Here is an 18,038-nt window from a genome sequence, read left to right as displayed (position 1 = left end):
CTTCTGAAAATACTCAATATATTTTTTTGGCATTGCACTATCACTTGGAATTCCGTTTTTCGGAATGCTGACAACTTCCCTATTAAATCATATAGTGCCGTTAGCAATTTCTATGATTGCAACACCTCTATTAACACTCTATCTTTTCAATACTCCAAAATATAAAACGATTGGAACAGGAATGTCTATCGGATTGATTCCTTTAGGATTTATAACTTTTATTTTTTATCAAATAACGAAGTTACATTAACCTGAGTTTGATAAAAAAGTTACACACAACGGACTCTTTTTCCGAAATATAACTGGCATTTCTCATTAAAAGAACATCTTTATTTTTTAGTTATTAAAATGTTAAGTACGGTCTTACCGTAAATGCGTACTAAGTTGTTTTTATAATTTTAAGATGAATCAAAATCAAATTATTATGAAAAAGAGAAATTTTAAACTATTAAAGCTCAACAAAAAATCTATTTCCCATCTTCAATTAAATAGCGTACATGGAGGATGGTTTACGAACTCAGAAATAATATGTGATCCTACGTATACAGAAACCGCAGAAACATGTATCAATACAGACTGTCCTGGTGGAGTTGTTTGTGATTTACAAACTCCGACAGGCAAACAATAGCGTTTAAAAAACGACTTCCTTGTTGTATCAAAAGTAAATTGTATGGTTTTCCCGTAACAGGTTCTAATATCAGATTTCTAACTTTAGAGTTAACTTAAAATTTACAATAGTATGAAAACTAAAAACTTAAAGAGTTTAGCATTAAACAAGAAATCAATCGCAATATTTAATGAACTTACAGGAGGAAAACAACCAACAACAAACGTAACAAACGTAACTTGTGGAAGCATTTGTGAAAACTCTGCACTTATTTGTGATGACAAATAGAAATTAGATGTGATGCGGTTTCACCTTGTTTTTAAACAATTTCAATCGCATCATAAATAAAAAAAAGCGCTACTCGTACTGAGTAGCGCTTTTCTTTAGCTATAAATTGAACTCTATAGTTTGAAGAAATTACTCTTCAGTTTCTACTAATCCTTTGTTGATATCTCCTTTTTTGATCGTATCAAACATAATTGGTGTTGCGATAAACATCGATGAGTACGTACCTACAATTACACCTACGATTAAGGCAAACATGAATCCTCGGATAGATTCTCCACCGAAAATAAAGATCGCCATTAATACTACTAATGTAGTTAACGATGTATTCAACGTTCTACTTAATGTACTGTTTAAGGCTGCATTTACAACTTTACTCAGTTTCCAATCTGGGCGTTCGTCCATAAATTCACGAATTCTATCAAATACAACCACGGTATCATTCAGCGAGTATCCAATTACTGTTAGGATTGCTGCAATGAATGCTTGGTTAATTTCCATTGTAAATGGCACATATTTCCACGCAAGTGAGAAGATCCCTAATACAATTAATACATCATGGAATACTGCGGCAACAGCTCCTAATGAGAATTGCCATCTACGGAAACGTAATAAAATGTATAAGAACACAACTACTAACGAACCTAATACTGCCCAGAATGAATCTTTCTTAATATCATCCGCAATCGTTGGTCCAACTTTAATAGACTGCATTACTCCTACTTGCTTATCTTCTGCTCCATCAACAAATTGCTCAAGCGTCATACCTTTTGGTAAGAATGACTCTAATCCTTTATGCAATTTCTTTTTGATTTCTTCATCAACTTCAGTTCCAGTTTCGTTTACTTTATATTTTGTAGTAATCTTTAACTGATCTTCTCCACCAAATGTTTTTACTTCTGGAGAAATAACAGCACCGTCAACGATGAATTCTTTTTCTAAAGCAGACTTTACATCTTGTGAACTTACATCATTTGCAAAACGCACTTGATACGAACGTCCACCAACAAAATCAACACCTTGATTTATTCCATTTCCAAAAGTGATAGATCCTATACCGATTAAAATAATAATTCCAGAGATAACATATGCAATTTTACGCTTCGCTAAGAATGAAACCTTATTGTTTCTGAATAAGTTCTTTGTAACTCCTGTAGAGAAATCTAAGTTCTTTCCTTTAGCAATATACCAGTCAATTAATAAACGAGTGATAAAGATTGCTGTAAATAATGAGGTTGCAATACCAATTAATAAGGTAGTTGCGAATCCTTTAATTGGTCCTGTTCCGAATAAGAATAAGATCAATGCCGTTAATCCTGTTGTAATGTTTGCATCAAAGATAGAAGACATTGCACCTTTCCAGCTAAATGCATGGTCAAGCGCTTCTTTTAATGTTTTTCCTTTGGCTAGCTCTTCTCGAACTCTTTCAAACAGAAGTACGTTTGCATCCACCGACATACCAATGGTTAATACAATACCTGCAATTCCAGGTAATGTTAATACAGCTCCTAAGTTGGCTAATACACCAAATATTAATAGAATGTTGAAGGATAATGCAACATCTGCAAAAATACCTGCTTTACCGTAATAGAATACCATCCAGATTAATACTAATACTAAAGCAATCATAAATGACATTAAACCACTATCAATTGCTTCTTGTCCTAATGAAGGACCTACTACTTCCGATTGTAAGATATCTGCTGTTGCTGGTAATTTACCTGCTCTTAGTACGTTTGCTAAATCCTGCGCTTCTTCTACGCTAAATTGACCTGAAATTTCAGAGTTCCCTCCTGAGATTGGCCCAGTTGTTACACCTGGTGCAGAATATACAATGTTATCTAAAACAATTGCGATGTTCCCTTGAGTGTTGTATACGTCTCCAGTTAACTTTTCCCATTGCTTTGCTCCGATACCGTTCATTTGCATGTTTACGTTCGGTCTACCAGCACTTCCGTATCCTTGTGCTGCTCCATCAATTACATCACCTTTCATTTGTGGTTCCGCATCTTTTCCTTTACGTTCTCCTGCTAAAGCATATAATTCATATCTGTCTGAAACAGGATCTGCTTGTTTTCCAAAAGCAAAACGTACGTAACGCAATTCAGCTGGTCGTACTTGCTTTAAAATATCGTTTGATAACAATTCTAATATTGCATCTCTATCTTCTCCTTTAGCAGTACCAATAATTCCGCCACCTTGGTTTACAAGTTGAAGTTTATCTAATAATGGATTTACTACATTTAATGAGTCTTCTGTTGAAGTTAACAAAGCATCTTGTGCATCGTCAGCTTTTGTTACATCTTCTGTAGCATATTCAGGAAGTTCTTTGAGCTTCTCGTTTGCTGAAACTAAGAATGTACCTAACCTTGCATTATCGTTGTACGTAGTCCAGAATTGAAGTTCTGCTGTTTGTTGAATTAACTTTTCAATACGAATTACATCTTTCGCACCTGGCAATTCAATTAAGATACGTCCAGAAGTTCCTAAACGTTGAATGTTTGGTTGTGTAACTCCAAATTGGTCAATACGTTTGTTTAATACTTCTTTCGCTGAAATAATTGATTGGTCAATTTTTTGTCTGATCACATTTTTTACAACACCATCAGGTGTTTTCATTCCGTCTTTCTTTAAATCTTCTTCCAAAGCTTGTGTAAAGAATAAATCCGGATTTGCTAATAATAATCCATCTGGTTTTAATTCGTCAAATGCTCTAAAAAATGATTCTACGTAATCTTCTTGCGCTTCCGCTTGAAGCACATCAGCTCTTGCCAACGCTTTGCTAAATGTTTCATTGTCTGGATTACTCACCAATCCAGATAAGATATCTTTTACAGAAATTTGAAGAATTACGTTGATTCCACCTTTAAGGTCTAATCCTTTGTTTAATTCTTTTTCTTTTGCCTCACTATATGAATACGTAGTAAGTCCATAATTGATTGGCTCATTTTTATCAATAGAATCCAAGTAGGTCTTTTCAATAAGACTTCTTTTATCTGCATTCTCTTTTGTGTCCGCTCCTTCTGTTGGTTTCGGCACTTGTGTTACGGCATACGTCTTTGCTTCGTTTTCAATTTTATTCGTTACAAACGTAAACGACAACTGGTAAATACTTACCAATCCGAATAAAATAGCAAATAATTTTACTAATCCTTTGTTCTGCATTATTCAATGTTTTTGGTCAAATTTTTTAAAACGAGCAACTATATAATTTACTGTAAAATTTGACAATTATTTTTTTTTGGATGATTTGATTGTGAATTTAATAGCCTTCGTAATCATACCGAGAAGCTATATTTTATGCGTATTGAATCGAGTTTTCTCAATTTAATACACTTTTTACGGTAAGATACGTTCGTAAATCGTATTGATAATCTCTAAAAAATTATGTTTGATTTATGAATGCATTGTTGTGAAAGGTCCCGCGCGAACATCTGGGATTTCATACGAAATGTTTTCTTTTGGAATAGCCGTATAACTAGATTCTGTATAGGCTAATGCAATCGTAGTTTTGATTTCTCCTGTAAGGAACGAACTTGTATTTGCTGACGAATTCGGACTTGGAGATTTATCGTAGTCTTTATGTAATGCTAAAATGTATTTTCCGTGAATTGCTGTATACGGATTAGAAACCGTTTGCAATTCATATACATCTATTTTAAAGCTATCAACAATTCCGTACTCTTGAAACGTTACTGCTTTTTTATTGGTTGGAATTTCTTCTGATTTGTCTTCTGACTCGAATCCTTCTTCAGCAAGAATTTTTTTGATTTCAGCAACATTTTCATCGCTGTAATATGCAATTTTGAGTATTCCAGCTGTTTGTCGAACTTGAATATTCTCAACACCTAACGCTTCTAACTGCGCTGTGATTGCTTCAATTACTTCATCTGTCTCCGCTAACACAGTCGTTTGGTCTGCAAACTGAAGTTCAATCTCCTGATTTGGCGCAGGCGATTGCTTCTTGTAGAAACCAAGTAGCGTGATAAGGATTATTAAAGCACTAAAATATTTTTTAGCAATCATGTGCCAAATATAAAAAGAAAGAGTGCAAAATCGTCCTGTTTTGGTAATTAATTTTGATTTAATCTATTGAATATTATATTGCTACTCTTACATTTTGAGCTTTTTTGCAGATTGTCATTCTTTAACGGTTTGCATTTTCACAATTTTAACGTTCGGAAGCACTCCAGAACGAATAATACTTGCTAAGATTGTTGCTTCACCTCTTGTGAAATTTCCAGAGACTTGAGTGTTACCACCTACAATTTTTCCAGTGTTTACACTTGGTGCTGAGTATACAACATCATCAATAACGATGGCAATATTTCCTCTTTCCTGATATGTTTTTTCAGTTAATCGTTCCCAAATAATTGCACCTTCTTTATTCATTTGTAAATTGATAACATACCTATTTTCAATATGACCATCAGATACGCCCGCTTCTGTGACATAACTTCCATCCAATGGCGCTTCATTTGTTGAGGTTACATATACAGCATGTAAAGGATACTTACCTTGCTTATAATTAGCATCAGGTTTTCCTAACAGAAACTTGACTCTTCTTTTCAGCGCACTTATAAATACAGGTTCTTTCTGTATTAATAATTCTTCAGCACGTGCTTTGTGTTTTTCAGCCACATATCCAAAAATAGGATCTTCATTAAAGTTAAAATTGAGTTCAATAATTCCTAAGAAATTCACAGCTTCTTCCAGATTTAATTCAATTTCATCATCCTTCAGTATCGTGATTTTTTCATCTGATTTTAGCTTAGAAGCATACGTTTTATCTAGGTATTTGTATAGAATCTCTTTTTTATTGCATACTTCAAAAAATTCCAGCTTTCCTATAGTCTGAAAACTTTGCCAAGTCAATACCGAATCAGCTCCTTTTGTATAATTTGCAACTATATTTTTCTGATCTTCTGTAATTTCTATGTTACTCGCGCCTAAAGACTCCAAGCGTTTTTGAATGACATGTTTGGTTTTTACTCTTTGATCCTCACTAAAATTATTTTCCGTGATTTCAAATTGAATTTGCGCTTTCGATCCAGAAGAAGGTCCTTCACAAGCCATTAAACAAAATGCTAAAAAAAGTGTGCAACTAAGAATGTGTTTTTTTTTCATAGAGATGTATCGTTTTAAACAACAATACATAAGTGTCTGATCGTGTAAAGATGTTACATATTGATTCATAAAAAAAACCTCAAAGCTAACTGCAATGAGGTTTTTGTGTATTTATTTTAAAATCAGAATTTTACAATTCTAACAATCCGTTTGTTTTCTTTACACCTTCAGCACTTTCAGATAAGTGTGCTTTTTCAGCATCGCTTAAGTTGATTTCAACAATACTTTCAATTCCGTTTTTCCCTAAGATTACAGGAACTCCGATACATAAATCGTTTAATCCGTATTCACCTTCTAGTAAAACAGAACAAGGGAACATTTTCTTTTGATCACAAGCAATTGCCTGAACCAATCCTGAAACTGCTGCTCCTGGCGCATACCAAGCAGAGGTTCCTAATAATTTTGTTAAGGTAGCTCCACCAACTTTGGTATCTTGTTTTACTTGCTCTAAACGTTCTTCTGATAAGAATTCAGAAACTTTTACACTGTTACGTGTTGCATGCGCTGTTAAAGGCACCATTCCTTTATCACTGTGTCCACCGATAACCATTCCGTCAACATCAGATATTGGAGCTTCTAACGCTTCTGCCAATCTGTATTTGAAACGAGCACTATCTAAAGCACCACCCATTCCGATGATTCTGCTTTTTGGCAATCCTGTTGTTTTGTGAACTAAATAGGTCATTGTATCCATTGGATTACTTACTACAATGATGATTGTATTTGGAGAATGCTCAATTAAACTTGAAGAAACTGTTTTTACAATTCCTGCATTGATTCCGATTAATTCTTCACGAGTCATTCCTGGTTTACGAGGAATTCCTGAAGTAATTACACAGATATTACTTCCAGCTGTTTTAGAATAGTCACTAGTACTTCCTATGATTTTTGTATCAAAACCATTTAAAGAAGCTGTTTGCATTAAGTCCATCGCTTTTCCTTCTGCATATCCTTCTTTAATATCTAATAAAACGACTTCTGAAGCAAAGTTTTTAATGGCAATGTATTCTGCACAACTTGCGCCTACGGCTCCTGCTCCTACAACTGTAATTTTCATATTTTTTATTTTTTTTGGATGTATTGTTTCTAAAGCTGCAAAGTTGCCATTTTTTATACTGAAAAACAACGTTATTTTAAATTATTTGTAGCAAATCAGTTATCGAATACTCACAGCTATACCAGCGCTTAATGTATTGAATTTCTGAAAGGTGTAGTCGCCAAATATTTTTATTGGACCCAAATTTAATCGTGCGCCAAGTGTGGTTCGTATTCCGTTTGCTTCAAAGTCTAGATTCACCGGATTTGATACTGTTTCGTTTACAGTTGATATGGTGTTTCCACTACTATCTTGCACTTCATAACTCAAATTGTAATCGCCCTTGAGGTTGACTTCAGATTTCCCTTGATTATATCCAAATCCACCATATAGCGTAATAATTTTAAAGTCTAATGAACCCAAAGCCTGAATTGTAAAAGCATTCATCGTAAATTCTGCTTCTCCATTTTGGATACTCACATTATCCGTAAGACTGTCGTCATTGATGGCGTACGTTGCTTTTAGTCGAGTAAACGCAGCAAGTACAGAAACGCTTAGTGGTAATTTGTCTATCGGGCCTAAATATTGTGTGATATCATGTTGTAATCCAACGCCAATAAGACTAGCTTCTACATCATCATCAAAACTTAGTTTCGGCACAAATCGTAATTTTACATCCGTTCGTGTTGGCAATCCAAGTCCAACTTGAATCATAGGTGCTGGCGCAGCATTTATAGGTAGGTCTTCGGTGATGCCGCCTGGCATTTGAAAACTTCCAACTTTAAATGTATTTGTTCCATCAATAGGAATGCTTACGTTAATTGTAGTTTCAGAACTATTTTCACTCATTACAGTTGGCAATGATGTTTCTCCATTCGCCGTTGTAAGAAATTCATAATCAGCAGGACTGAAATTAAAATTTTGACTTGAACTTGGTATAAAACTCGCATTTGCAGAAACTGTAATGTCAAAACCAAATTTTTTATGCGTTTTTGCAGTCGTATACCAACCGCCATTCATACTATATAATAATCCTTTCATTAGCGGATTCATATAGTTTTCGGTAAGCTTGCTTGCATCATTTCCTGATAGCAATAGACTTTCTAATTCTTGTGCTTGCAATGCCGATACAAATAGCATTACAAGAAGTGTAATTGTTTTTTTCATGACTTATTAGGTTAAGTTAGTTTTGACTAAAATAATAAAAACGTACTATTTTATACACAGGAAATAGCCCTTTTTTGTTTTTGTATAAAAAAGTTATGATGCAATATATATTAATGAGCATCTAAATAACATATTACATCTGTAGATATTTTTTGTATATTTATGTAAATACTTTACGCTATGAAAAAAATTACACTTTCAATATGTGCATTCATTTGTTTTCATTTTGGATTTGCACAACAAGATTTAATTGGTGATGGAAACATATGGACATTGCATTATATGGTAATTAATGGAACTACTATTAATGTGACACAACCGCATCCATCAAATCCAAGTTACCACCCAGGAATTCAATTTTTTGAATCATCACCTAACTATTATGATTTTTATGCGAACGCAGGAGATATCAATGTTGCTTTCAACGCATCACAATCACTTTCCTTTGGTTCTGGTACATTTACAGTTCAGTTTCCAGGTGTTACACTAGGATCATGTTCTACGAATTGTGCGTTGGAAAGTCAATATCTAGGTCTTATAATTACTGGTAGTAGTAGTCCACCAAGAACTTTTGATTATCAAATTATTGATGAAGGCAATGGTCATAAAACATTGATTATTGATACACCAGAAGGAAATAGAGCTGTACATGGCAACTTTGTACTTTCACTTGAAAAGTTTCAGAAAAAAAGCATTGTTATGTATCCTAATCCTGTAAAAAAGAAATTGTATTTTGATTTCAAAGGATTTTCGGTAGAAAAAATAGATGTGCTTTCAGTAGTAGGTTCGCGTATTTTTGAAACAAAAATTTCGCATCAAGATAATTCCTTAGACTTATCATTTTTGTCTCCTGGAATTTATTTTATCAAAACTACCTATAAAGATGGAGACACGAATGTTTCCCGATTTATCAAAGAATGATTTATACCAAATGACCCGTCCTATAAAATCTGTAACGGTTTTTCAGGACGGGTCAATAGTAAGACTTATTTACGCATCAATATTTGCATAAACAGCATTCTTTTCAATAAATTCTCTACGTGGTGGCACTTCGTCTCCCATTAACATGGAGAATACTCTGTCTGCTTCTGCTCCACTATCAATAACTACTTTACGTAATGTTCTAAAGTTTGGATTCATGGTTGTGTCCCACAATTGTTCTGCGTTCATTTCTCCAAGACCTTTGTAACGTTGAATTCCTGCTCCGCCACCAAATTCATCAACAATTTCATCTCGTTCTTGATCATTCCATGCATATTTACGTTTTGCTCCTTTTTTAACCAAGTATAATGGTGGTGCAGCAATGTAAATGTGTCCGTTTTCAATGAGTTCTTTCATGTAACGGAAGAAGAATGTTAAGATTAAGGTAGAAATATGCGATCCATCGACATCGGCATCACACATAATCACTACTTTATGATATCTTAGTTTTGAAAGGTTTAGTGCTTTGCTATCTTCTTCAGTTCCGATGGTAACACCTAGCGCTGTAAAGATATTTTTGATTTCTTCGTTTTCGAATACTTTATGCTGCATCGCTTTTTCGACGTTCAAGATTTTTCCACGTAATGGTAAAATTGCTTGAAACATACGATCACGACCTTGTTTTGCCGTTCCACCTGCCGAATCTCCCTCGACAAGGAATACTTCACATTTTGCAGGATCTTGCTCAGAACAGTCACTCAGTTTCCCTGGTAAACCGCCAATACTCATCACCGTTTTACGCTGTACCATTTCACGTGCTTTTTGAGCAGCATGACGTGCTTGTGCAGCCAAAACTACTTTTTGCACAATGGTTTTAGCATCGTCTGGATGTTCTTCTAAGTAATCTGTTAGCATTTCTGAAACAGATTGACTTACCGCTGCAGAAACTTCACGGTTTCCTAATTTTGTTTTGGTTTGTCCTTCAAATTGTGGTTCTTGAACTTTTACCGAGATAATTGCGGTTAATCCTTCACGGAAATCATCTCCGGCAATGTCAAACTTTAATTTGTCTAACATTCCAGTTCCATCCGCATATTTTTTAAGTGTATGCGTTAAACCTCTTCTAAATCCTGATAAGTGTGTTCCACCTTCGTGTGTATTAATATTGTTTACATACGAATGTAAGTTTTCAGAATACGAAGTGTTGTACGTCATTGCAACCTCAACTGGAATACCGTTTTTCTCACCTTCAAAGGCAATAACTTCGGTAATGATTTGCTCACGATTTCCATCTAAGTATTTGATAAATTCTTTTAGTCCTTCCGTAGAATGAAAAACTTCACCAAGGTATTCTCCCTTTTCGTCTTTGCTACGCTTATCTGTGAGTGTAATTGTGATTCCTTTGTTAAGGTATGACAATTCACGCATACGATTTGCAATAGTTTCGTAGTTGTATTCTAAGGTTTGTGTAAAGATCGTAGGATCTGGTCTAAACGTTACTATAGTACCGTTTTTATCAGAATCGCCAATAGCTTTTACAGGATATAATGGTTTTCCGCGTTCGTACTCTTGTTCCCAAACTTTTCCTTCTCTAAAAACAGTTGCTGTTAAATGAGCTGATAATGCATTTACACAACTTACACCAACTCCGTGCAATCCACCAGATACTTTATAGGAATCTTTATCAAATTTTCCACCAGCACCAATTTTCGTCATTACAACTTCTAGCGCAGATACACCTTCTTTTTTGTGTATTCCAATCGGAATACCACGACCATTATCTTCCGTTGTAATCGAGTTGTCTTCGTTGATTACTAAACTAATCGTATCACAATGTCCTGCTAATGCTTCATCAATAGAGTTATCGACAACTTCATATACCAAGTGATGCAAACCTCTAGTTCCAACATCTCCAATATACATGGAAGGACGCATACGAACATGCTCCATTCCTTCTAATGCCTGTATACTATCAGCTGAATATTGATCTTTCTTTTCTTCGCTCATAAATATTCTCCTTAGTTTTTATATTTTTAGAACAGCATAAAGTGTTCTGATTTATTTTACTCTTAACAAACAAATATAACACTTCATGAATTGATTTTTAAACACTTTTAAGCCGCTTTTCAAATAGTTATTAACATTTAGTGTTTTTAATAAAACTTGCTTAGAATGGCTTAAAACACCTTTAGAATGATTTTTGAATTACTTTTTTCTTCTCGTCTGACGGAGAAATTAAAAGCATCGCACAGAAGCGCTATTTTGACTTTTGTTTTTTAGGTTAAAACACCTACAAGTTACTTTTTATCAACAGAAAAATGCTTTTTTTAACATGCTTCGCTTTTGTTTTTAGTAATTTTACGGTACTAATAACTATTCTACTAAATATTGTTCTATGAAAACAAAATTACTTTTACTAGCATCGCTTTTTAGCATTGCTTCTTTTTCTCAAACGATTACAAAATTTGGAAGTGATCCAAATACTGATTTTACGGTTGTAACTCCAACTATTGTACCAGACCAAACACCAACAGGCGCTAATGTCGTTTGGGACTTTAGCGGATCAATTCCTGCAGGAAACAATATTGACTCGTATGCAGCTCCAACCGCAGCTCAATTAACTACATATCCTGGTACAACGGAAGTTTTATCGATTACTTCACAAGGTGGAACGCCAACTGTAAGTGAATTTTTCTTGAAAGAAGATGGAAGCGGAACTTCAATTACTGGAGTTTCTCAAGGCGATATTATATTGAATTATAGTGGCACGAATGCTTTTATTGGATTGTTTCCGTTAAATTTTGGAGCAAATAATTCTGGAGCTGTTTCTGGGACATTTTCATACCTAGGAACAAGCGGAACTTTTACAGGAACAGTTACTGCAACAGTTGATGCGTATGGAATGTTAACCATGAACGATCTTCTTTGCGGATGCGGCTATACAGGAAATGTAACACGCTTACGCATAGACCAAACCTTGAGTTTTAGCATTCCTCCTATTTTTAATAATATAGGAACGTTAACACAAACTACGTATTACTATTATGACAATGGTGCCGATAATTTAGCGTACAGGTATAATAATGCACACCTTATTTCAGCATTTTTAGGAGTCGATCAAACCACGGAAACATTTGAACGTAATACAGCTATTACACTTTCTACAAACAATACGTTAGCTGCTGCTAATTTTCAATTGTATCCAAATCCTGCAAAAGATTTGATCACGATACAAACAAATAATAGTCAAGAGATTAAAACAGTTACTATTGTAGATGTTCAAGGAAGAACTGTTTTTACGTCAAGTCAACACACGGGAAGTATTTCTGTTGCTAATTTACAACAAGGAATGTATTTTATGACACTTGAAACGGAAACTGGACAGTCAGCAACGAAGAAGTTTATAAAGCAGTAAGCAGCTATAAGAACGCTTCGCTTTCTGCATAGAGCGTCAAGACGTTCAATGACTTCTTCACTATTAGACAAAATATTAAAAAAAACGCGCAACGTATTTAAATTTAAGATTTTGCGCGTTTTTTTACACGATACTATTTCTTTAGAAAACATACGCGATTTTGGGGACAAATGCCAAACCGCCAATATCTTCTCGCACAGCACCTTCTACTTTATACGGAGCATAATTCACACTAACTCCAATGATAAATTTGCTGTTTTCATTAAATTCGTATTGATATTCCAATCCTGGACTGAATAGTACAGAGCTGACAATTTCATATTTTTCTTCACCATCTTCGCCACTGTAAAACGGATTTCGCGCATCAGTCGTAATTCCTGAAACACCTAGACCTAGTTTTAATTCAAGATTTCCTTTGGTACTTGTATGCAAACTCTTTTTGAAATCTACCGTAAAGTTTAACATCATGGTGCTTTTTACTTGAATAGTATCAATGGTTCTTCGGTATAGAAAATCATCTTTTTGGTTAGGAATCACAACTTGCAAAGTTAAGCCAATTGCTTTTTTTCTGCGAAATGGAAAGTTTGCACTTAGTTCTAAAAAAGGAGCTGTCCCAAAGTAGGAACTTAGTTTTCCTTGTGGCATGAATACACCGCCACCAATGGCAAATGTTGCGTTGTCAAACGGATTATATGCTGACGAATCATTTTGAGATTGTAGTGTTGACATTGCAAATACGAATACTACTACTGAACATAGAAATTTCATAAGATTACGTTTTAAATTCAATTCAAAAGTATTGTGATTTATACAGTGTAAATGGTTGTAATCACGAATTAGAATTTTATTTTTTGTGATTTTCGCAAAATAAAACGTTGCTTAATTGGTAAGTTTGTCTTCTAAACATTTCAATTATGAACACTATTGTTATTAAAAATATTCGATTCGTTGTGATAGCTATGACGCTACTTTTAGTTACTTCTTGTGCTTTGAAACCGATTGCATCTGAATATGATTTTGTGAAAACAAATTTTGAAGATGTTACCTTAGAAAAACTAGGAAACGGAAAAGTACTTATTTATAATGGAGCTGATATTTTACATAAGATTGACAATACTGCGCGCTTGAATGTTTGGATAAACGGCAAAGCATTGGGACAAATTAAAGGTCGTGAATATGTAATTATAGACTTGAAAAAAGGCGATTATGAAGTGAAATTACAACATATTGACGTTGTAAATATGCGAAGTATGCATTCTTTTACACTTGCTGATTCTGTGAAGGTTATTAAGATTAAACCAACAATTACTTCCAACAAATTAGAAATTACCAACGAGTTTCCGAAGCGTTTTGAAAAATTCACCTATGCTGTAAAAAAATCGGAATAGTATTTAGTTTTTTCAACAAAAGATAAAAGACCGCTTCGCTATTAGATCATAGAATAAAGACTAAATCGTAACAAATCAAAAAGAAGCACCTGAACCATTTTTGGCAACATATACAATTTCGCCATTGTTAAACGTAACACCTTTGGCAATGTCGGTTTGTAATAGTATAGCGCCATCTGCGTCCATATAATTTAGTAAAGGAGCTAATTGTACCAAGTTTGAAATTCCAATAGAAGATTCGGTCATGCAGCCTGCCATTATTTTGATGTGTTTCGCTTTCGCGATTTGAATCATTTGCAACGCAGGCGTAATGCCACCACATTTCATCAGCTTGATATTGATTCCGTGAAAAACTTCTGCGCACTTTGCTACATCTGCTAGTTTTTGACAACTTTCATCCGCAATAATTGGCAATACACTTTTTTCTTTGAGAACCTTCATGTCTTCCCAATTGTCGGCTTTTAATGGCTGTTCGATGAATTCTACGTTGAGTTCTTTTAGAATTTTTGCGTTTTCAAGCGTTTCTTCCACAGTCCAAGCGCAATTGGCATCAACTCGAAATACTGAATCTGTAATTCCGCGAAGTGCTTTTATGATTGTAAGATCATTTTTTGTACCCAATTTTATTTTATAGATCGGCCACGGCGTTTGTTGAATCTTTGATTTCATTACTTCAATAGAATCGATTCCAATGGTAAAGTTCGTTTTTGGCAACTCATCATCGTACTCGCTCCAAAACCTTCGCAATGGCTTTTTTTGTTGTTGTGCATATAAATCCCAATACGCGCAATCAATCGCGCAAAGCGCAAAGTAATTGTCTTGTAATTTTGGTGCTAAAAGCGTCCAGAGTTTGGTTGGATGCAATTCTTTTTCAACAGTATCAAAAATAGATTTTACACTCGCTACGGAATGCTTCAAGCTGTTTATTGTACTGTTGTAATACGGATTTACCGTTGCTTCTCCATAGCCAATATAGTTTCCGTCTGTAATAGAAACCACCACCGTTTTTTGAACCGTAATTGTATACCGAGAAATGGTAAACGGGTTTTTTAAAGGAAGTTCAAAACTTTGTATAGAGAGTTGTAATTTCATCTTTTAAAGATAGTTGATTTGAGTTATTTTTAAATATTTAATATAACTTCTAGAAATAAAAACTTAATTATTTCTAGAAAATTTTGAACTCAGTATTTCGTTTGTAATTGTTTTTTTCTTTTACTTTGCTCGCACAAAGAATACTGAATCAAGTTCAGCACAGGCGTCAACAAAAGAAAATGCGCTTTTTAGTTCATATCATTTACACTTTAAGTTAAGGTATTCATGAATCTTCGATTTCCAGAGGTGTTTTTAGTTATTCTATCGAAAACTAAAACCGCATTCATTTTCCTAAATTTTAGTTCGCTGTTTTTATTTCATTAAATAGGAGTTCATGAATCTATGATTTCTCCAAGGCTTCGAAAATTCTTAACGGAAAATGTCTGCTACACTGCGGAAAAAGAATCCGTTACTTATAAAAATTAGCGCTATTAGATCAAACTTAGGTTATCTAATTACCAATAACAGTTAAAAACAAGTAGTTTTACACATACTAACATCAATAATGTCTAATGAGTAAAGGAAGCTACAAAGCTCTCGCGTTTTTGTGTGGAATACTTGGAATCTCAGGAATTTCAGAATCTATGAGAATTTGGAATTCATCCGCACCAGATATCGCACCAGAAAGAACCTATTTATCGATAATGGCATTTGTTATGACTTTTGGTCTTTTTTGGCTAGCACGTTATTTTTGGAGAAAAAGTAACTAAAAAACGCCATCTTGTTAGATGACGCTTTTGTTTAGTGATTATTTCAGATAGTCTTCTAAAAGTTTTTTTAAGGTGTTTTCAGCTGTAATACCTATATATTTTGAATCTTTTTCTTTGTTTACATATTCAATGGTTGGACAATATTCTACATCAAATAAAGCAAGGAGTTTGTCATTTACTAAAAGTGCATATACAGGTTCAAATTTACATTTTCGCGAAAGCGGTTCGTAGTTGCTATCGTTGAGAAATTCTTTTAGAAGCGACGCACGCTGATCGCCTTCTAACACCAGTTTACGCACAACTTGTCTTCTTTCGAGGTATTCTTTTGCTGTATCTTGCGAATCTGCGTTGTAAACTTCATTACTTAATAAACAGACCGTCATGGTGTCTTCATCTTTGATTTCGGAGATATCTTTCATTCCATTACAAGAAATTAGTAGTAGCGATACTATATAGAAGGTGAGTGTTTTCATGGTTCATTAGTTATAAGTTATTGTATTGGAATTGAAACCAGATTGCCCGTATCTTCCATTTTGATTACGCTGATATTGAGTTCTGCTTTTTGCTTCATTGTACGCTCTTGAAAACATCGTTCGCCAAGAACCATTGTTGTCATTTACTTTACTTGCTTCTTTTGCAAAAGAATTGATAAAAGCATTTGTAAAGTGACCATTACCCATACTTCCGTTTGAATTTGTCATACAAAACGACCATTCGCCTTTACCTGAAGAAGTTGAGATTAAGGAACCTTTTGAGTAAATAAATAATCGTTTTAATTTATCTTCATCAAATAGAAACCCTGATTTGAATGGAATTTCCTCATCGCTTTTGATACCATCTCGAGTACGAGGAATAGAGTTACAAAGATCTCCAACAGTGATGCTTAATCGTGCGCCTTTGCTTTTTATGTATCTATGAATACTTTCCAATCCTAAGTCCGATCCGTCCAAACTCATATTAGGAAAACGATTGCTTCCAGAAGTATCATTGTAACCGTGTCCTGAATAATAGAATATAACCACATCATTCGGTTTGATACCTAAGCTATTAATTTTAGACATGATGCTGCTTTTGTCAAATGTATTTCCGTACAGTTTGTTGATTCCGTATTTGATGCCAATTTCGCGTGCTGCTTTTCGAAAAAGATTGGTTACATCGTTTAAATCTTGTTCTACACTCGAACCAATTTGCGGATCGTTAGTATCAGCGACCATTAGTAAATGTAATTTTACATTTTTGTTGAATTGATTTCCAGTAGTCGTTCCGGTAGAAGTTGAGGTGGTTGCCGATTGCGTACTCGTCTGATTTGTGCAAGTAATGTCTGAAATCCACGAGCCATAATCGGAATTTGATTTTTCAAGCTTTCTGAATCCGTACTTTTTTCCTTTAAAATCTCTTTTGTTGTCTTTATCGCTCCAGACTAATTTTCCATCGGTCGTTTTGGCATAGAAATAAAAAATACGATTCTTAGAATCTTCTACATATACGGTTTTGTTTGGAGCAATCTCCCACCATCCTTTTGACTTCCACTCATCCTCAAAATTCAAATAACGAATGAGTACTTTTACAGGTTTGTTACACTTATTTCTGAATTTCAACCTATAATGTTCCACAGTACTAGAACTGCTTGAACTACTAGAACTAGAACTAGTGTTCGTAGTCGTAGAGGTGCTCGCAGTACTTGATATTAAACTTGTATAGGTTGTATATTCTGGCTCATTTGTCCAAAAGAAACTATGGATATATGCTTTTGTAAAATCTTTGGCAGGGTCTAGTTTTTTAAACGTTGCATCTTTAATATTGTCTAACTTTCCGTCTTTTAAATCTTGGTCGTCATAGGTGTATAGCTTTTCGAATTCATTATTCGCATTCATGTTTTTGAACACAAAATTATCCGCAGAATAGCCTACAGTACTTTCTTTTGATGAATATACCATTTCAGCATCTTCACCATCAAACACAAAGTATTTTGTCCCATCTTCGTTGTAGAGATATTTTCCAACACATTTGTATTTTGCAACTTTATACGTTCCGTCCTTTACAGTATATTTTACTCGAACTTTGATATTTTCTTTTTCAAAAAACTCAACTAAAGCCGTATACTTTATACCGCTTTCACCTTTCCACTTAATTTCATAAAAATTTTGTGCTACGCATAGTTGAAAAAAGCATAGGAATGCAATCGTAATAATTCTTCTCATAATTTTGATTATTTATGGTTGGCTCATAATCATTATACATGATATGACTGTAAACTTCATCGGGTTAAAGAATTACAGTATTTAGGGTA

General features: G+C 34.3%; 16 protein-coding genes. 6 read left to right on the top strand and 10 right to left on the bottom strand.

All coding sequences use genetic code 11. The annotated features are described in order from the left end of the window. The first annotated feature begins 64 nt into the window (after positions 1–64). The 3 genes from H2O64_RS15560 (at position 65) to H2O64_RS15550 (ending at position 895) form a co-directional block, all read left to right on the top strand. Positions 65–250 carry a hypothetical protein gene (locus H2O64_RS15560; RefSeq protein WP_187563132.1) on the top strand — a complete coding sequence of 62 codons (186 nt, stop codon included), beginning with the start codon at positions 65–67 and terminating at the stop codon, positions 248–250. 174 nt (positions 251–424) lie between these two features. After that, entirely contained in the window at positions 425–628 is a 204-nt protein-coding gene (locus H2O64_RS15555) for a hypothetical protein (protein ID WP_187563131.1), read from the top strand. Positions 629–739: 111 nt separating this feature from the next. Beyond that, entirely contained in the window at positions 740–895 is a 156-nt protein-coding gene (locus tag H2O64_RS15550) for a hypothetical protein (protein ID WP_187563130.1), read from the top strand. A 129-nt stretch (positions 896–1,024) separates the two neighbouring features. Here H2O64_RS15550 and secDF read toward each other — a convergent pair whose 3' ends face one another. The 5 genes from secDF to H2O64_RS15525 all read right to left on the bottom strand — a co-directional run bounded on the left by secDF (position 1,025) and on the right by H2O64_RS15525 (position 8,222). Further along, positions 1,025–4,057, bottom strand: a complete 3,033-nt coding sequence (gene secDF, locus H2O64_RS15545) for a protein translocase subunit SecDF (protein WP_187563129.1) — start codon at positions 4,055–4,057, stop codon at positions 1,025–1,027. Positions 4,058–4,288: 231 nt separating this feature from the next. Further along, the gene (locus H2O64_RS15540; RefSeq protein WP_187563128.1) at positions 4,289–4,918 is read right to left on the bottom strand and encodes a hypothetical protein; all 630 of its coding nucleotides are present in this window, start codon (positions 4,916–4,918) and stop codon (positions 4,289–4,291) included. A 114-nt stretch (positions 4,919–5,032) separates the two neighbouring features. Next, a complete protein-coding gene (locus H2O64_RS15535; protein WP_187563127.1) occupies positions 5,033–6,019 on the bottom strand; it encodes a SecDF P1 head subdomain-containing protein in 987 nt (328 codons plus the stop codon). 130 nt (positions 6,020–6,149) lie between these two features. Continuing rightward, entirely contained in the window at positions 6,150–7,076 is a 927-nt protein-coding gene (gene mdh / locus H2O64_RS15530) for a malate dehydrogenase (RefSeq protein WP_187563126.1), read from the bottom strand. A gap of 99 nt (positions 7,077–7,175) precedes the next feature. Beyond that, positions 7,176–8,222 carry a DUF6588 family protein gene (locus H2O64_RS15525; protein WP_187563125.1) on the bottom strand — a complete coding sequence of 349 codons (1,047 nt, stop codon included), beginning with the start codon at positions 8,220–8,222 and terminating at the stop codon, positions 7,176–7,178. A 180-nt stretch (positions 8,223–8,402) separates the two neighbouring features. Here H2O64_RS15525 and H2O64_RS15520 point away from each other — a divergent pair, with 180 nt between their 5' ends. After that, positions 8,403–9,143 carry a T9SS type A sorting domain-containing protein gene (locus tag H2O64_RS15520; protein ID WP_187563124.1) on the top strand — a complete coding sequence of 247 codons (741 nt, stop codon included), beginning with the start codon at positions 8,403–8,405 and terminating at the stop codon, positions 9,141–9,143. A gap of 69 nt (positions 9,144–9,212) precedes the next feature. On the opposite strand, the gene gyrB is transcribed toward H2O64_RS15520, so the two are convergent. Then, positions 9,213–11,150 carry a DNA topoisomerase (ATP-hydrolyzing) subunit B gene (gyrB, locus tag H2O64_RS15515; RefSeq protein ID WP_187563123.1) on the bottom strand — a complete coding sequence of 646 codons (1,938 nt, stop codon included), beginning with the start codon at positions 11,148–11,150 and terminating at the stop codon, positions 9,213–9,215. A gap of 388 nt (positions 11,151–11,538) precedes the next feature. Between gyrB and H2O64_RS15510 the strand changes: the two genes are divergently transcribed. Continuing rightward, complete coding sequence (locus tag H2O64_RS15510) at positions 11,539–12,558, top strand: T9SS type A sorting domain-containing protein (RefSeq protein WP_187563122.1); 1,020 nt, start codon at positions 11,539–11,541, stop codon at positions 12,556–12,558. 141 nt (positions 12,559–12,699) lie between these two features. Here H2O64_RS15510 and H2O64_RS15505 read toward each other — a convergent pair whose 3' ends face one another. Next, positions 12,700–13,326: a hypothetical protein gene (locus H2O64_RS15505; RefSeq protein WP_187563121.1), complete on the bottom strand. Its 627-nt coding sequence runs from the start codon at positions 13,324–13,326 to the stop codon at positions 12,700–12,702. 146 nt (positions 13,327–13,472) lie between these two features. On the opposite strand from H2O64_RS15505, the gene H2O64_RS15500 reads away from it, so the two are divergent. Continuing rightward, complete coding sequence (locus H2O64_RS15500) at positions 13,473–13,946, top strand: hypothetical protein (RefSeq protein WP_187563120.1); 474 nt, start codon at positions 13,473–13,475, stop codon at positions 13,944–13,946. Between the two features lie 75 nt (positions 13,947–14,021). Here the strand turns inward: H2O64_RS15500 and H2O64_RS15495 are convergent, their stop codons facing one another. From H2O64_RS15495 to H2O64_RS15485, 3 genes are all read right to left on the bottom strand, one after another. After that, a complete protein-coding gene (locus H2O64_RS15495; protein ID WP_187563119.1) occupies positions 14,022–15,038 on the bottom strand; it encodes a dipeptide epimerase in 1,017 nt (338 codons plus the stop codon). A gap of 748 nt (positions 15,039–15,786) precedes the next feature. Beyond that, a complete protein-coding gene (locus H2O64_RS15490) occupies positions 15,787–16,221 on the bottom strand; it encodes a hypothetical protein (protein WP_187563118.1) in 435 nt (144 codons plus the stop codon). 6 nt (positions 16,222–16,227) lie between these two features. After that, positions 16,228–17,949: a DUF1036 domain-containing protein gene (locus H2O64_RS15485; protein ID WP_187563117.1), complete on the bottom strand. Its 1,722-nt coding sequence runs from the start codon at positions 17,947–17,949 to the stop codon at positions 16,228–16,230. Between the last annotated feature and the right edge of the window lie 89 nt (positions 17,950–18,038).

Source organism: Kordia aestuariivivens (assembly GCF_014397005.1).
Taxonomy (GTDB): Bacteria; Bacteroidota; Bacteroidia; order Flavobacteriales; family Flavobacteriaceae; genus Kordia; species Kordia aestuariivivens.
This window is presented reverse-complemented; position numbering and strand designations above follow the sequence as displayed.

Excerpts from the sequence above, each read along its gene's own strand:
- H2O64_RS15560 (WP_187563132.1), top strand. The coding sequence starts at position 65 with ATGCTGACAACTTCCCTATTAAATCATATAGTGCCGTTAGCAATTTCT.
- H2O64_RS15520 (WP_187563124.1), top strand. The coding sequence starts at position 8,403 with ATGAAAAAAATTACACTTTCAATATGTGCATTCATTTGTTTTCATTTT.
- H2O64_RS15555 (WP_187563131.1), top strand. The coding sequence starts at position 425 with ATGAAAAAGAGAAATTTTAAACTATTAAAGCTCAACAAAAAATCTATT.
- H2O64_RS15495 (WP_187563119.1), bottom strand. The coding sequence starts at position 15,038 with ATGAAATTACAACTCTCTATACAAAGTTTTGAACTTCCTTTAAAAAAC.
- H2O64_RS15550 (WP_187563130.1), top strand. The coding sequence starts at position 740 with ATGAAAACTAAAAACTTAAAGAGTTTAGCATTAAACAAGAAATCAATC.
- H2O64_RS15540 (WP_187563128.1), bottom strand. The coding sequence starts at position 4,918 with ATGATTGCTAAAAAATATTTTAGTGCTTTAATAATCCTTATCACGCTA.
- secDF (WP_187563129.1), bottom strand. The coding sequence starts at position 4,057 with ATGCAGAACAAAGGATTAGTAAAATTATTTGCTATTTTATTCGGATTG.
- H2O64_RS15535 (WP_187563127.1), bottom strand. The coding sequence starts at position 6,019 with ATGAAAAAAAAACACATTCTTAGTTGCACACTTTTTTTAGCATTTTGT.
- H2O64_RS15505 (WP_187563121.1), bottom strand. The coding sequence starts at position 13,326 with ATGAAATTTCTATGTTCAGTAGTAGTATTCGTATTTGCAATGTCAACA.
- H2O64_RS15490 (WP_187563118.1), bottom strand. The coding sequence starts at position 16,221 with ATGAAAACACTCACCTTCTATATAGTATCGCTACTACTAATTTCTTGT.
- H2O64_RS15525 (WP_187563125.1), bottom strand. The coding sequence starts at position 8,222 with ATGAAAAAAACAATTACACTTCTTGTAATGCTATTTGTATCGGCATTG.
- H2O64_RS15485 (WP_187563117.1), bottom strand. The coding sequence starts at position 17,949 with ATGAGAAGAATTATTACGATTGCATTCCTATGCTTTTTTCAACTATGC.
- H2O64_RS15500 (WP_187563120.1), top strand. The coding sequence starts at position 13,473 with ATGAACACTATTGTTATTAAAAATATTCGATTCGTTGTGATAGCTATG.
- mdh (WP_187563126.1), bottom strand. The coding sequence starts at position 7,076 with ATGAAAATTACAGTTGTAGGAGCAGGAGCCGTAGGCGCAAGTTGTGCA.
- H2O64_RS15510 (WP_187563122.1), top strand. The coding sequence starts at position 11,539 with ATGAAAACAAAATTACTTTTACTAGCATCGCTTTTTAGCATTGCTTCT.
- gyrB (WP_187563123.1), bottom strand. The coding sequence starts at position 11,150 with ATGAGCGAAGAAAAGAAAGATCAATATTCAGCTGATAGTATACAGGCA.